Origin of the sequence: Streptomyces sp. NPDC002734 (assembly GCF_040295685.1) — a bacterium.
In the GTDB taxonomy this organism is placed as follows: domain Bacteria; phylum Actinomycetota; class Actinomycetes; order Streptomycetales; family Streptomycetaceae; genus Streptomyces.
The window spans coordinates 1-15757 of sequence record NZ_JBEOVU010000062.1 but is presented as its reverse complement, the minus strand read 5'-3'; the positions used below and the strand labels follow the sequence as shown (position 1 = coordinate 15757).

General features: G+C 75.7%; 7 protein-coding genes. All 7 read left to right on the top strand.

Annotated elements, in window-relative coordinates; translation table 11 throughout:
- Positions 1 to 14: 14 nt before the first annotated feature.
- The 7 genes from ABT026_RS31795 (at position 15) to ABT026_RS31765 (ending at position 15594) form a co-directional block, all read left to right on the top strand.
- Positions 15 to 176 carry a phosphopantetheine-binding protein gene (locus ABT026_RS31795; RefSeq protein WP_351118671.1) on the top strand — a complete coding sequence of 54 codons (162 nt, stop codon included), beginning with the start codon at positions 15 to 17 and terminating at the stop codon, positions 174 to 176.
- Positions 173 to 958: a thioesterase II family protein gene (locus ABT026_RS31790; RefSeq protein WP_351118670.1), complete on the top strand. Its 786-nt coding sequence runs from the start codon at positions 173 to 175 to the stop codon at positions 956 to 958. Before ABT026_RS31795 ends, ABT026_RS31790 begins: the two co-directional genes overlap by 4 nt.
- A 132-nt stretch (positions 959 to 1090) precedes the next feature.
- Positions 1091 to 2152: a TauD/TfdA family dioxygenase gene (locus ABT026_RS31785; RefSeq protein ID WP_351118669.1), complete on the top strand. Its 1062-nt coding sequence runs from the start codon at positions 1091 to 1093 to the stop codon at positions 2150 to 2152.
- Positions 2153 to 2160: 8 nt separating this feature from the next.
- Entirely contained in the window at positions 2161 to 4047 is a 1887-nt protein-coding gene (locus ABT026_RS31780) for a non-ribosomal peptide synthetase (protein WP_351118668.1), read from the top strand.
- Positions 4048 to 4127: 80 nt separating this feature from the next.
- A complete protein-coding gene (locus ABT026_RS31775; protein ID WP_351118667.1) occupies positions 4128 to 7949 on the top strand; it encodes a condensation domain-containing protein in 3822 nt (1273 codons plus the stop codon).
- Positions 7950 to 8149: 200 nt separating this feature from the next.
- Positions 8150 to 15376, top strand: coding sequence for a non-ribosomal peptide synthetase (locus tag ABT026_RS31770; protein ID WP_351118666.1), 7227 nt, complete (start codon positions 8150 to 8152; stop codon positions 15374 to 15376).
- A gap of 2 nt (positions 15377 to 15378) precedes the next feature.
- Positions 15379 to 15594, top strand: a complete 216-nt coding sequence (locus tag ABT026_RS31765) for an MbtH family protein (protein ID WP_351118665.1) — start codon at positions 15379 to 15381, stop codon at positions 15592 to 15594.
- The last annotated feature ends 163 nt before the right edge of the window (positions 15595 to 15757 follow it).

The following is a 15757-nucleotide window of genomic DNA, read 5'->3' as shown; positions in this document are numbered from 1 at the left end:
GCCTCACCAACCACATCGCCACCGCCTTCGACGTCCGACTCACCGTCCGCGACGTCTTCCAGCACCCCACCCCCGCCCGACTCGCCGCACACATCGCGGCGTGCAGGACCGCGCCGGCCGTCAAGGCCCGGCCCGCACTGCGCCGCCGCACCGAGACCGAACGGATGAGCTCATGAACGGATCTCCGTCCCCCGCCCCCGAGGACGTCGTCTGGGATCTGCCCGGTGACGCACCGCACCGCCTGTCGCTGCTGGTGCTGCCGCACGCCGGTGGCAACGCGCACGCCTACAGCGAGTGGCGCGAGCACCTGCCGGCCGATGTGCGGCTGCTGATCGGCCAGTACCCGGGCCGCGGCGCCCGCTACTGCGAGGACCTGCCCGAGTCGGTCGACGACCTGGCCCTCCCGGTGGTCGGCGCGCTGCCCTCGGACACGGGCCCGCTGGTGGTGCTCGGGCACAGCATGGGTTCGCTGGTCGCCTTCGAGGTGGCCCGTGCGCTGCAGGCCGCCGGCCGCGCCCCGGCCGGGTTGGTCGCCTCGGCCTGCCGAGCGCCGGTGCTGCCCAACCAGTGCCCCGTGCACCCCGAGCGCCTCGACGACGACCGGCTCGTCGCCGCCATCAAGGAACGGGGCGGCACCGACGACGGCATCCTCGACGACCCGGAGCTCCGCGAGATCGTCCTGCCGTCCATCCGCGCGGACTTCGCCATCGACGACGCCTACCGGTGCACCGCCCCGGGTGTGCGGCTGGACTGCCCGGTCGCGGTGTTCGGCGGGGACGCCGATCCGATCGTCCCGGTGGAGATGCTCGCCGGCTGGTCCACGGTCGCCGGTCATCCGGTGACGCCGGAGGTGCTGCCCGGCGACCACTTCTACTTCCAGCAGGACCTGCCCGGTTTCTTCGCCCGCCTGAACCCGGCTCTCCAGGCCCTGCGCGACTCCACGGCCGCCCCGGCCTGACCGGCGCGTTGCCCGGCCCGCCGAGCCGAACGACCGGAACGACCGGAAGGACCGGAACGACCCGGCCCGCTACCGGCCTTCTCCCCCTCCCTCCCTCCCTCCCTCCGCATCGGACCGACCTGAGGAACCGTCATGACCACCTTCGCCCAGAGCCCCGCCGCCTCCTACGTCGCCGACACCGACACCGACACCGACCTGGCCGTCAGCCGGGAGCCCGGCAAGCCGGTCGTCGTCCGCACCCCGGGCTTCGCCACCATGGAGGAGGCCGTCGCCTGGCTCTCCGACCGGCGCTCCGACATCCGCGCCGAGCTGCACCGGTCCGGTGCGGTCATGCTGCGCGGACTGCCGGTGACGGACGCGGAGTCGTTCGCCGCGGCACGCGACGCGCTGATCGCCGTGCGGGCCGGTTACAAGGAGAAGGCCACTCCGCGCACCGACTTCGGCGAGGGGGTCTTCTCCTCCACGGACCTGCCGGCGATCCAGCCGATCCGCCTGCACAACGAGAACAGTTACACCCTCGACTTCCCCGGCGTGCTGCTCTTCGGCTGCGTGACCGCTCCGGAGACCGGCGGGGCGACCACCGTGGGCGACATGCGCCGGGCGCTCGCCCTGTTGCCGGAGGACCTGGCCGCCCGGTTCGCCGAGGCGGGCTGGCTCCTGGTGCGCAACTACTCCGACCTGGCGGGCATGCCCTGGCGCAAGGCGTTCTCCGCCGAGGAGCCGGCCGGCGCCGAGGCGTACTGCGACGTCAACGCCATCGGTTACGACTGGCTGGACGAGGACACCCTGCGCACCCGTCAGCGCCGTTCCGCGATCATCAGCCACCCGGTGACCGGCGAGCGGACCTGGTTCAACCACTTCGCGTTCTGGAACGCCCGCAGCCTCGACGAGGACGTCCGCGACGTCCTCACCGAGACCTTCGGGGAGGACGGTCTGCCGTTCAACACCTTCCTGGGCGACGGTTCCCCGCTCACCGACGCCGAGGTCGACGTGATCAACGACGTCTACCAGGCGGTCACCGTGCGGGAGAGCTGGCAGGCCGGCGACCTGATGCTCGTCGACAACATCCTCTGCGCGCACGGCCGCGAGTCGTACACCGGCGACCGGAAGATCCTCGTCGCCATGGGGGAGCCGGTGGCCCTGTCCGACTGCTCCCCCACCACCGCCCCGTCCACCACCCTGTACGGAAAGTGAGCCCCGCCATGACCGCCGTCCTCCCCGAGCGTTCCGCCGTCACCGAGGCGGAGCCGACCGCCCTGCGCCCCGAGCCCCACCCGGCCGACTGCCCGTGCGGCGGGTGCGCCGCCGGCACCGGCGCCGCCGACCTGATGGCCCGGCTCGCCGCCGTCCCCGGCGGGCGCACCGCCGTCGTCGCCGACGGCCTGGAGCTCACCTTCGACGAACTGCGGGCCGAGTCGGCCGTGTTCGCGGCCCGGCTGACCGGGCTCGGCGTCGGACCGGAGAGCGTGGTGGCGCTGTGCCTGCCGCGCGGCGCCGGTCTGGTCACGGCGATCGTCGGCACGCTCGCCGCCGGGGCCGCCTACCTGCCGGTGGACCCTGCGCTGCCCGCCGAGCGCCGCGCCTACCTGCTGGAGGACTCCGGGGCGGATCTGGTGGTGACCGACGGCGCGGCCGAGCCCGCCACCGCAGCCACCCGGACCGTCGCCCTGACCGACCTCACCGCGGACCGTGCCGAACGGACCGGCAGGGCGCACCGGCCCGGATTCGCCCCGGTGCCGGTCACCGCGGACACCCTCGCCTACGTGATCTACACCTCCGGCTCCACCGGCCGTCCCAAGGGCGTGGAGATCGGCCGCGGTGCCGTCTCCCTGCTGCTGCGGGAGCTGGAGGAGGCGGGTGTCGCCGCGGGTGAGGGCCGCCGGGTCGGCTGGAACGCCTCCCCGTCGTTCGACGCGTCCGTGCAGCAGTGGGTGCGGCTGTGCCGCGGCGACACCCTCGTCATGATCGACGAGGAGACCCGCCGCGACCCGGCGCTGCTGGCCGCGTTCGTCGACGAACTGGCCCTCACCGACCTCGACATCACCCCCTCGCACGCCGACCCGCTGCTCGGACTGCTCACCGCCGACGGCGGTCCCCGTCCGCTGACGCTGCTGGTCGGCGGCGAGGCGGTCAGCCCGTCGCTGTGGGACCGGCTGGCCGCCGCCCACCGGTCCGGTCTGCTGCGCGCGGTCAACCTGTACGGCCCCACCGAGTGCACCGTCGACGCCACCGCCGGCTGGATCGACGAGCTCGGTGAACCGCACCTGGGGACCGCCCTGCCGGGCCTGCGGATGCTGCTGCTGGACGAGAACCTGGCCCCCGTCGGGCCGGGCGGGACCGGCGAACTCCACCTGGCGGGGCCGCGGGTGGGCCGCGGTTACCGGAGACGGCCGGTCCTGACCGCGGAGCGCTTCGTCGCCGCCCCCTCGGGCGTCCCCGGATCCCGCATGTACCGCACCGGTGACCGCTGCCGGCTGCTTCCCGACGGCCGGCTGGTCTACCTCGGCCGCGCCGACGGCCAGGTCAAGGTGCGCGGCCACCGCGTCGAACTCCCGGAGATCGAGGCCGCCCTCACCCGCGTGGACGGCGTCGCCGAGGCCGCCGTGATCCTCGGCGAGGACGCCGGTGGTGAACCGGCCCTGATCGCCTACCACCGCGGCGGCGACGCGCAGGAGCTGCGGGCACGGCTGGCACGGGTGCTGCCGTCCTACATGGTGCCGTCCGCGTTCGTCGCCGTGGACCGGTTCGCGACGACGCCCAGCGGCAAGCTCGACCGGTCCGCGCTGCCCGCCCGCGCCGAGGCGCAGGCCGCCTCCGGCACCGCCGCCGCGCGGGGCGGCGACGGCCCGCGCGGCCGCGCGGAGGAGCTGATCGCCAGGGTGTGGGGACAGGTCCTGGGCGCCGGGTCGATCGGCCCGGACGACAACTTCTTCAAGCTGGGCGGGCACTCCCTGCTCGCCATCAAGCTGGTCTCCCGGGTGCGGGCGGAACTGTCCCTGGCCCTGCCGGTGAAGGCCGTGTACGCCCATCCGCGGCTGCGCGACCTGGCCGCGCACATCGAGGAGCTGACGGCCGCGCGGGATGCCTGACCTCCCCCCACGCCGCCGGGCGGACCCCGTCACCGGTCCACCGACCCGCCCGCCCCCGCCATCCCTGAGGAGCAGCAACCGTGATCCCCCTGTCCTACGCCCAGCGCCGGCTGTGGTTCCTGAACCGCCTGGAGGGCGCGTCGCCGGCCTACAACGCCCCCGTCGTGCTCCGTCTCGCCGCCGTCCCCGACCGGGAGGCGCTCGAGACCGCGGTGCGGGACGTCGTGGAACGCCACGAGGTCCTGCGTACGGTCTATCCCGCCGAGGACGCGGAGCCCTACCAGCACATCGTCGACGCACCGGACGTACGGCTGGAGACGCAGCGCTGCGCCACGGGCGACGACCTGGAGGCGGCGGTCACCGCGTTCGTCCGCACTCCCCTCGACGTCACCGTCGAACTGCCTTTGCGTGCACGGCTGTTCACCGTCCCGGACGACACCGCGGTGCTGGCGCTGCTGCTCCACCACATCGCCTCCGACGGCTGGTCCGTCGGTTGCCTCCTCACCGATCTCGACACCGCCTACCGGGCCCGGCTCCAGGGCCGGGCCCCCGGATGGGAGCCGCTGCCCGTCCAGTACGCCGACTACGCGCTGTGGCAGCGGGACATGCTCGGAGACCCCGACGACCCCGGCAGCACCGCCCACCAGCAGCTCGCCCACTGGCGCGAGGCGCTGGCGGGCATCCCCGCCGAGACCCGGCTGCCGGCCGACCGGCCCCGGCCCGCCGAACCGGGAAACCGGGCCGCGCTCGTCACCGCGGAGCTCGACGCCGCCGCCCACAAGGCGCTCACCGGTGTCGCCCGCGCCCACCGGGCCACCTTCTTCATGGCCTGCCGGGCCGCCCTGTCGCTGGCCCTGCGGGCGGCGGGCGCCGGGGACGACGTGGTGGTGGGCGCGCCGGTGGCCGGCCGCCCCGAGGAGGACCTGCACGAGCTGGTCGGCTTCTTCGTCAACTCCCTGGCGCTGCGCACCGACCTGTCCGGCGACCCCACGCTGGGCCAGGTCCTCGCCCAGGTCCGCGAACGCGATCTGGCCGCCTTCGCCCACGAGGACCTGCCGTTCGACCTGCTGGTGGAGGACCTCAACCCGGAACGGTCCCTCGGCCGCCACCCGTTCTTCCAGGTGACGCTCGCCGCGCAGACCGCGCGGGACGCCACCGTCCGCCTGGGCGGCATACCGGCCGTCCTCGACGGGGCCGACCTGGCCACCGCCAAGTTCGACCTCGCCTTCAGCTGCGCCGAGACGCACCGCCCCGACGGCGAACCCGACGGGGTCGCGCTCGGCCTGCAGTACGCCACCGACCTGTACGACGAGGACACCGCGCGCCTCCTGCTCACCCTCTTCCGGCGGGCCCTCGCCGTCCTCGCCGAACAGCCGGCCGGCACACCCCTGAGCCGGGCCGGGCTGCTCACCGAGGAGGAGCGCCGGGCGCTCGACCACCGGTACCGGGCGCTCTCCCGCGCGGGAGGGCCCGACAGCGGCCGGCAGCGCGAGTCGCAGGGCGACGCGCCGGTCACCGGCCGGCCGCCGGCGGACCCCCGCGAGGAGATCCTTCGGGGCCTGTTCGCGGAGGTCCTCCGGCGGGACGAGGTGGGGCCGGACGACAACTTCTTCAAGCTGGGCGGGCACTCCCTGCTCGCCGGCAAACTCGCCAACCGCGTCCGCGGCGCGCTCGGCCTGCACGCCGAGATTCGCGACGTCTTCCTCGGCCCCACCCCCCGGCGGCTGCTGCGCCTGCTGGGCGAGCGCTCCGCGGGTCCTGCCCGCCCGCCGTTGCGGGCCGTCCCGCCGCAGCGCCGGCCGGCCCGGATCCCGCTGTCCGCCGCCCAGCGGCGCCTGTGGTTCGTCGGCCGGCTCGAGGGCCCCACCGCCACCTACAACATTCCGGTGGTGACCCGGCTGCGCCGCCCCGTCGACCCGGCCGCGTTCGCCGACGCGCTCGCCGACGTCGCCGCCCGCCACGAGGTGCTGCGCACCGTGTACCGGTCCGAGGACGGCGAACCCTGGCAGGAGGTCCTGGACCACGCCGAGCCCGAGCTCACCGTGGTGCACGCCCGGAGTCCCGAGCTGCTGGAGGCGGCCGTCGACGCGGCCGCCGGGCACGTCTTCGACCTGGCCCGGGAGATCCCGCTGAGGGCCTGGCTGATCGAGGAGGGCGACGGCGGTCAGGTGATGGTGCTGCTCCTGCACCACATCGCCGGCGACGGCTGGTCCACCGACTGTCTCCTCGCCGACCTCGACACCGCCTACCGGGCCCGCGCCGCGGGCCATGCCCCCGACTGGCGGCCGCTGCCCGTGCAGTACGCCGACTACACCCTGTGGCAGCGCGCCCTGCTGGACGGCGAGGACGGCGGCACCGGCGGGATCGGCGAGGACGGCGGGGGCGGGATCGCCGGGGAGCAGCTCGCCCACTGGCGGGACGCCCTGCGCGGGATGCCGCCGTTGCTGGCCCTGCCCACGGACCGCCCGCGCCCCGCTGTGAGCGACGGCGCCGGCGCCCTCACCCGGTTCACCGTGGGCGCCGCCACCCACCGGGCGCTGCTGCGCCGTGCCCGGGACTGCGGTGCCACCCTGTTCATGGTGGTGCAGGCCGCGCTCGCCGCCGTCCTGACCCGGCACGGCGCGGGCTGCGACGTCGCGATCGGCACCACCGTCGCCGGGCGCGGCGACGACGCCCTGCACCCGCTCGTCGGATTCTTCGTCAACACGCTGGTGCTGCGCACCGACACCTCCGGCGACCCGGCCTACGCCGAGCTGGTGCGGCGGGTCCGGGATGCGGGGCTCGCCGCGTACAGCCACCAGGACCTGCCCTTCGACCGGCTGGTGGAGCACCTCAGCCCGCACCGGTCCGCCGCCCATGCCCCGCTGGTGCAGGTGATGCTCCAGGTGCACGCGGCGCCCTCCGGGCCGGCTGCCCCGTCCGCCCCGTCGGCCCTGGGCGGCGATCCGGTCGCCTTCCGCGCCGGCGGCGCCAAGTGCGACCTCACCTTCGCGCTCACCGAGCGGACCGGCCCGGACGGGGCGCCCGCCGGACTCCAGGGAGTCCTGGAGTACGCGACCGCGCTCTACGACGAGCAGACGGCGTGCCTGCTGACCCGGCGGCTCGCCGAGACCCTCGACGCGCTGGCCGCCGACCCCGCCGCCCCGATCTCCGCGCTCGGGTACGGTCCGCCGGCCCCGGCAGGGCGGGAGACGGTCCTGGACGAGCGGGGGCGGCCCGCTGCCGTGCGGGTGCCCGGCGAGGTCCACGAGCCGGCTCCGGGCGGCGGTCTGCGTCCCACCGGCCGGCGTGCGTTCGCCGCCGCGGACGGCAGGCTGTGCCCGGTGCCCGTCCTCACCGCGGCCGGCTACCCGGTGGAGCCCGGCCGGATCGAGGAGGTCCTGCTGCGCCATCCCGCCGTGACGGGCGCGGCCGTCGCCGTCCGTGACGACCGGCTGCACGCGTACGTCACCTGTCTGCCCGGCGGCGTGAGCGGGCAGGAGCTGCGCGGCTGGGCCGCCGACCGGCTGCCCGACTACCTGGCCCCGGCCCGGGTGGCCCAGGTGACGCGGCTGCCCGCCCCGGGGGAGCACGGCCACGTCCCGCCGGCGCAGGACACCGGCGGGCCGGCTGCCCCGGACGGCCGGGAGGAACGCCTGCTGGGCGTCTTCCGTGAGGTCCTCGGCGGCCGGGAGGTCGGCAGGGAGGACAACTTCTTCAAGTCCGGGGGCCACTCCCTGCTGGCGGTGCGGCTGCTCAACCGGATCCGGTCCGAGTTCGGCCAGGACCTCACCCTGCAGGACGTGTTCCGCAACCCGACCGCGGCCGACCTGGCCCGCCGCATGACGGGCGGCGGCGGAAGTCCGGCGGCGACCGCGCTGCGGCGGCGCACCCGGGCGGGCGCGCGGGCCGCCTCCCTCTGACGCACCGGCAGCGACGGCAGCGACGGCCTTCCTCTGACGCAGCGGCAGCGGCAGCTGCGGGCGGCACGTTCCTGCCGCCCGCAGCTGCCGGGCGCACTGCCCCGGGGGCGGCCCGGCCGCCCCTAGCGTGAAGGGCACGGAGGCGAGAGGAACCGTTCGCCCCGGTCTCTCGGCCGTGCCCTTCACCGGAGGAACTCAGCATGCCCCCCATAGGAACGGAAGACCTGCTGGACGGCGGGCCGTCCCCGTCGCCGGCCCCGCCGGTCCTCGAGCTCTTCGCCCGCCGTGCGCGCGTGCGGCCCGGCGCCCGCGCCCTCGTCCAGGGCGGCGTCCACCTCACCTACGCCGAGCTCGCCGCCCGGGTGGACGAGCGGGCCGCCGAGCTGGCCGCGGCCGGCGCCGGACCGGGCAGTCTGGTCGCCCTGCACCGGCCGCGCTCCGTCGAGGCGATCGTCGGCATCCTCGCCGTCCTGACCACCGGGGCCGCCTACCTGCCGCTGGACGTCCAGGCACCCGAGGCGCGCAACGAGGCGATCCTGCGGGACTGCTGCGGCCAGGACGCGCCCTCGCCCGCCGACGTCGCCCGGCACGGCGAACTCGTCCTCCCCGGCCCCGGCGTCGACGCGGACGCCGCCTACGTCATCTACACCTCCGGGTCCACCGGCACCCCCAACGGCGTCGTCGTCGCCCACGACTCCCTCGCCCACTTCACGGCCGGCGTCATCCCCGCCTACGGCATCGGTCCGGACGACCGGATCCTGCAGTTCAGCCCGCTGCACTTCGACGCCAGCGTCCAGGAGATCTTCAGCGCCCTCGGCGCGGGCGCCACCCTGGTGCTGCGCACCGACGACATGCTGGACGTCGGGGAGTTCCTGACCGGATGCGCCCGACACGGCGTCACCCTGGTGGACCTGCCCGCCGCGTACTGGCACGAGCTGGTCCACGTGCTGTCCACCGGGTCCGCGCGGCTGCCCGGCTGCCTGCGCCTGGTCGGCACCTTCGGCGAGGCCGCCCTGCCGGAACGGGTCGCCCAGTGGCGCGACCTGACCGGCGGCCGGGTCCGCCTCCTCAACAGCTACGGCCCCACCGAGGCGACGGTCGCCGCCACCGTCGCCGACCTCACCGACCACGACGGGGGCCCCGTCCCCATCGGCCGTCCCCTGCCCGGGGTCCGCGCCGCCGTCGTCGAGGGCGAACTGTGGCTGCTGGGAGGCGGCCTGACCCGCGGCTACCTCGGCCGCCCCGAGCTGAACGCCCGCCGTTTCACCACGCTGGACGGGGAGCGCGCCTACCGCACGGGTGATCTGGTCGCCGTCGGGGACGACGGGCAGATCCTCTTCCACGGCCGCGTCGACGACGAGGTGAAGATCGGCGGGCAGCGCATCGACCCGGCCGCCGTCGACTCCGTCCTCGCCGGCCATCCCGCGGTCCGGGAGGCGGCGGTCGTCGCCCAGCAGGAGGCCGACGGCGTCAAGCGGCTCGTCGCCTTCGTCGTCACCGACGGCGGCGCGGGCGCGGGCGAGCTGCGCGACTGGGTGCGCGAGCGCATGCCGGCCGCCGCCGTCCCGGCCGCCGTCGCCGTCGTCGTCGCCCTGCCCCGCACCAGCTCCGGCAAGATCGACCGCAAGGCGCTGCGCACCACCGACCCGCGGCTGCCGGTCGTCCACGAGAGGCCGCTGCCCCCCGAGGACCGGGTGCCGCTGTCCCACGCCCAGCGGCGGCTGTGGCTGGTCGACCAGCTCGACGGCCCGTCCGCCGCGTACAACATGCCGATCGTCCTCGAACTGGACGCCCGGCCCGACCCGGCCGCGCTGGCCGCCGCCGTCACCGACCTCGCCGAACGGCACGAGGTGCTGCGCACCGTGTTCCTCACCCCGGACGAGGAGCCGTACCAGCACGTCCTGGCCCCCTCGGTGGTCCGGCTGCGCACCGTGGAGTGCCCGGCCGGCGAGGTCCCCGGCCGGGTGGCCCGGTTCACCGCCGAGAGCTTCGACCTCTCCCGCGACCTGCCGCTGCGGGTCGCCCTGTTCCTGCCGCAGGACGGCTCCGGCGCGACCCTCGCCGTGCTCCTGCACCACGTCGCGGGCGACGGCTGGTCCCTCGCCCCGCTGATGACCGACCTGGCCCGCGCCTACGCCGACCGGGCCCGGGGGCGCGCCCCCGGCTGGGAGCCGCTGCCCGTCCAGTACGCCGACTACACCCTGTGGCAGAACGACGTCCTCGGCGACCCGCGGGACCCGGACTCCGCCGTCTCCCGGGGCCTGGACCACTGGCGCTCCGCCCTGGACGGGGTCCCCGCGGTGGCCGACCTGCCCCTCGACCGTCCCCGCCCCGCCGTCCCCGGCCGCCGGGGCGCCCTGGTCACCGCCGACGTCGACGCGGCGACGCACGCCCGTCTCGCCCGGCTGGCCGCCGACCACGACGCCAGTGTCCTGATGGTGCTGCAGGCCGCGCTCGCCCTGGTGCTGCGCGCGGCGGGCGCCGGCGATCGGACGGCCCTGGGCACCCCGGTCGCCGGACGCGACGACGAGGCCCTCGACTCCCTCGTCGGCTTCTTCGTCAACACCCTGGTGCTGCCCACCGACACCTCCGGCGCGCCGGCCTTCACCGAACTCCTCGAGCGGGTCCGCGACGCCGACCTCGCCGCCTTCGCCCACCAGCGGGTGCCGTTCGACCTGCTCGTCGAGCACCTCAACCCGCCCCGCACGCCGGGCGTCCACCCCCTGTTCCAGGTGATGCTCACCCTCACGCCCGCCGCGCCCGCCGACACCTCCTTCGCCCTCGGCACGGTCCCGGGCCGCTTCGCCGGGGACGGTCCGGCCACCACCCCCTTCGACCTGACCGCCGCCTGCCTGGAGCACCGCGGTCCGGACGGCTCCCCCGCCGGCCTGCGCATCGGCCTGGAGTACGCGCACGACGTCCTCGACGAGGGCACCGTGCGCCTCCTGCTCACCGCCTTCGAGCGCGCCCTGCGCGCCGCCGCCGCCGACCCCGCGGCCCGCGTGGACGACGGGGACCTGATCGCCCCCGCCGACCGCCGGGCCCTGGACGAACGCCGCGAGCGCACCACGGCCGCGGTTACGGCTACGACTACGGCCGAGGCGGGTCCGGATCCGGACGGCGGGCAGGAGCCGCCCGCCGAACACGTGGCGGTCCTGCGGGAGTTGTTCGCCGAGATCCTCGGCCTCGAGGACGTGGGCCCGCACGAGGGCTTCTTCACCATCGGCGGACACTCCATGAGCGGCGTCCGCCTCGCCAACCGGATCCGCGCCCGCCTCGGCGCCGAGGTCCGCGTCAGCGACCTGTTGCTCGCCCCTTCCCCCGACGCCCTCGCCCGCCGCATCGCGGCCACCGCCGTCCCGCGGCCCGGCGCGACGTCCGCCGGGGAGCCCCGGCCCCGGCCGGTTCCCCGCACGCACCGCCCCGAACGCATCCCGCTGTCCTCCGCCCAGCGCCGGCTGTGGTTCGTGGACGTCATGGAGGGCCCCGGCGCCGCCTACGACATCCCTCTCGTCCTGCGTCCCACCGCGCCGCTCGACGCCGGGGTCCTGGAGCGGGCCCTCGCCGACCTGACCGACCGGCACGAGGTGCTGCGCACCGTGTACCGGTCGGCGGACGGCGAACCCCACCAGGAGGTCCTGCCCGCCGCCCGGCCCGGCCTCGTCCGGCGGAAGGCGGCCCCGGGCCGGCTCACCGCCGCGGTCGCCGAGGCCGCGGGGCACGTCTTCGACCTGGCCCACGAGATCCCGCTGAAGGCCTGGCTGGTCGAGGAGGACGACGGCGCGCAGCTCCTGGTCCTGGTCCTCCATCACATCGCGGCCGACGGCTGGTCCGTCGGCCCCCTCCTCGACGACCTCGCGGCCGCCTACCGCGCCCGTGCCGAGGGCCGCGCGCCCGCCTGGGAGCCGCTGCCCGTCCAGTACGCCGACTACGCCCTCTGGCAGCACGAACTCGCCTCCGACGAGGCGGCCGTCCGAGGTCACCTGGAGTTCTGGGAGCGGAACCTGGCGGGCGCCCCACCGGTGCTGGAGCTGCCGGCCGCCCGGCCCCGTCCCGCCGAGCCCTCGCACCGGGGCGGGCATGTCCCGATCGTCCTCGACGCCGCCACCCACCAGGCCCTCGAGGAGCTGGCCCGGCGCACCGGGGCGACCCTGTTCATGGTGCTGCAGGCCGCACTCGCCGCCCTCCTCACCCGGCACGGCGCGGGCACCGACCTGCCGCTGGCCACCATGACCGCCGGACGTGACGACGAGAACCTCGCCGGCCTGGTCGGGTTCTTCGTCAACACCCTGGTGCTGCGCACCGACACCTCCGGCGATCCCGCCTTCGCCGAGCTCCTGGAACGCGTCCGGCAGGCCGACCTGGCCGCCTACGCCCACCAGGACCTGCCCTTCGAGCGCGTCGTGGAATACCTGAACCCGGACCGCTCCGCCGCCCGTCACCCGCTGGCCCAGATCGTCGTCCAGCTCCACCAGGAGCACACCCCGGAGGGCTCGGCGGCCGACGGCGGCCAGGGGCTGTTCCGGGACGCCGAGCCGGGGCTGCTGTCCACCGCGTCCGTCAAGTTCGACCTGACCTTCGCCCTGACCGAGCGACGCGACGCGCGGGGCCGCCCGCTCGGCCTGGCCGGCGGTCTCGAGTACGCCGCCGACCTGTTCGACGACGCGACCGCCGCCGTGCTCGCCGCCCACCTCGAACGGATCCTGCGCGCCGCGGCCGCCGCCCCCGGCATCCGCGTCGCCGACGTCCCGCTGCTCACCGACGCCGACCGGTTCCGGCTGGCCGAGCACAACGACACCGCCACCACCGGGCCCGCCCCCGGCACGGTGCACGAGCGCATCGCCCGACGCGCGCGCAGCGCCCCCAACGCCCCCGCCCTGATCGCCGGCGAGGAGACCGTCACCCGCCGGGAACTCGACGAGCGGGCCGCCGCCCTGGCCGCCCGCCTGCGCTCCGCGGGGGTGCGCCGCGGCGACACCGTCGGCGTGCTGCTGGAACGCGGCGTGCCGCTGGTGGTCACCGCGCTCGCCGTGCTGCGCTGCGGCGCCGCCTACCTTCCGCTGGACCCGCGGCTGCCCGCCGCCCGGCTCCGGCTGATGCTCGAGGACGGCGCGGCCCGGCTCGTCGCCACCGACGGCGCCCACGCGGCGGGCGTGCCGGGCGCCGAGGCGGGTGGCCCCGACGCGGGCGGCGCCTGGCGGGTGCTGACCGTGGACGCCCCCACCGAGGCGGACCCGTCCCCCGGGGCCGCCCGGACCGCCGCGGGCGCGGAGGACGCCGCGGCCCGTGCGGACGCCGAGGTCTCGGCGGACGCCGCGGGGGCGACCGGGGACGACCTGATGTACGTGATGTTCACGTCCGGCTCGACCGGCCGGCCCAAGGGCGTGGGGGTGACCCACCGGAACGTGCTGGAGCTGGCCGCCGACCGCGACGTCGCCGCCGGCGCGCCGCACCGGATGCTGGTGCACTCGGCGACCGGGTTCGACGCCTCGGTCTTCGAGATGTGGGTGCCGCTCCTCGCCGGTGGCAGCCTGGTCCTGATGCCGGGCGACGGCACCGATCTCACGGAGACGGCCCGGGCCGTCTCGGAGCACGGCGCCACCGCCGCCTACTTCACCGCGGGCCTGTTCCACCTGATGGCCGAGGAGGGCCTGGACACCCTCCGGCTGCTGCGCGAGGTCTGGACCGGCGGCGACGTCGTCTCCCCCGTCGCGGTCCGGCGGGTCCTCTCCCACTGCCCGGACACCGTCCTGGTCCACTCCTACGGGCCCACCGAGACCACCTTCGCCTCCCACAACCAGTGGTTCGGCACCGCGCAGCGCACCCTGAGCGGCGCCGGGGTCCACCTCGGCCACCCGATGGACAACACCCGCGGCCACGTCCTCGACGAGGCGCTGCGCCCCGTCCCGCCGGGCGTGCCGGGTGAGCTGTACATCGCCGGTGCACACGTGGCCCGCGGCTACGTCGGCCGTCCCGGCCAGACCGCGGAACGGTTCGTCCCCGACCCGTTCGAGACCGACGGCAGCCGCATGTACCGCACCGGGGACCGGGTGCTGTGGACACCCGGCGGCGAGCTGCGCTTCCTGGGGCGCGCGGACGGCCAGGTCAAGTTGCGCGGAGTGCGCGTGGAACCCGGGGAGGTGGAGCAGGCGCTGGGCGGCCTTCCCGGGGTCGGGCAGGCGCTCGCCGTGGTCCGCGAGGACCGGCCCGGCGGGAAGAGCCTCGTCGGTTACGCCGTCCCGCGCGACGGGCACACCGTCACCGGGGCCGAACTGCTCGCCCAGGTCCGCCGGACGCTTCCCGACCATCTGGTGCCGTCCGCCGTCGTCGTCCTCGACGCCCTGCCGCTGACCGTCAACGGGAAACCGGACCGCGCGGCGCTGCCCGCCCCGCACCGGGCCGCCACGGCCGAGGGCCGGCGGCCCCGCAACGCCCGCGAGGAGGTGCTGTGCGGCCTGTTCGCCGAGGTCCTCGGCGTGGAACGGGTCGGCATCGACGACAACTTCTTCGCCCTGGGCGGTCATTCGCTGCTCGGCGTGCGCCTGGTCAGCCGCATGCGCAGCGTCCTGGGCGTCGAGCGCACGGTCCGCGACCTGTTCCGGCAGCCCACCCCGGCCGGGCTGCTCGGCGCGGACGACGACGGTACGGCCGGCGCGCTGGGCGTGCTGCTGCCCCTGAGCACCCGTGGCGCCCGCCGCCCGCTGTTCTGCGTCCACCCCGGTACCGGCGTCGGCTGGTCCTACGCGGGCCTCGCCCGTCACCTGGGCGACGACCAGCCGCTGTACGCGCTGCAGGCCCGGGCGCTGAGCGAGCCGGGACACCGGCCGCGCAGCGTGGAGGAGATGGCCGACGACTATCTGGAGCGGATCCGGCAGGTGCAGCCCTGGGGCCCCTACCGGCTGCTCGGCTGGTCCTTCGGCGGGATCGTCGCCCACGCGATGGCGGTGCGGCTGCGCGCGGCGGGCGAACGCGTCGAACTCCTCGCGCTGATGGACGCCCACCTGACGGGCCCCGGCAGTGTGTCCGTGCTGCCGGACGAGGAGCCCGGCGTGGGAGAGGCGGCGCCGGGCGGCGGGGACCCGGCAGCGGCGAGGGAACGGATCGTCCAGGGGGACCCGGTGCTGGCCGGCTTCTCCGCCGCGGAACTGGACTCCGTGCTGCGTGCCTCGCAGACCCACGCCGGACTCATGGCGCGGTACGTCCCGGGTGTCGCCGACGCGGACCTGACGTTCTTCACGGCCCGCCGGCCCGGCGAACCGGAGGGCGCCCTGGCCGCCACGTGGATTTCCTGCACCGAGGGCGTCGTGGACAACCACACCGTGGAATCCGAACACCTTCGCATGACCGAACCGGAACCCCTCTCGCACATCGGAAGAATCATTTCGGAAAAGCTCTCCACCGTGGAGAAGGAAGAATCGAGGAACTAGTCATGAGTGCTTCCGTCAACCCGTTCGACAATTCCGAGGGCACCTTCCACGTCGTCGTGAACGACGAAGGACAGCATTCCCTGTGGCCCGTCTTCGCGGACGTGCCGGCCGGCTGGACCGCCGTCTGGGGTCCGGGGAACCGCGACGAGGCCCTGGAGTACGTCACCGCCAACTGGACCGACATCCGCCCGCGCAGCCTCGTCGCCCAGTACGCCTGAGACCGCCGGTCCACCCAAGAACGTCGGTCCACCCGAAACCGTGGGTGAGCCCGGAAAAGGAAGAAGCGCCGTGCCCCGCAGCTCCTGCGGGGTCCAGGTCACCCTCGACGACGATCAGGACGGCCATGCTGTCGTTCTCGAAGCGCTCGTTGACGTCGAAGAT

Bases quoted from the DNA above. Each gene is read 5' to 3' on its own strand.
- ABT026_RS31780 (WP_351118668.1), top strand. From the start codon at position 2,161: ATGACCGCCGTCCTCCCCGAGCGTTCCGCCGTCACCGAGGCGGAGCCG.
- ABT026_RS31785 (WP_351118669.1), top strand. From the start codon at position 1,091: ATGACCACCTTCGCCCAGAGCCCCGCCGCCTCCTACGTCGCCGACACC.
- ABT026_RS31770 (WP_351118666.1), top strand. From the start codon at position 8,150: ATGCCCCCCATAGGAACGGAAGACCTGCTGGACGGCGGGCCGTCCCCG.
- ABT026_RS31790 (WP_351118670.1), top strand. From the start codon at position 173: ATGAACGGATCTCCGTCCCCCGCCCCCGAGGACGTCGTCTGGGATCTG.
- ABT026_RS31765 (WP_351118665.1), top strand. From the start codon at position 15,379: ATGAGTGCTTCCGTCAACCCGTTCGACAATTCCGAGGGCACCTTCCAC.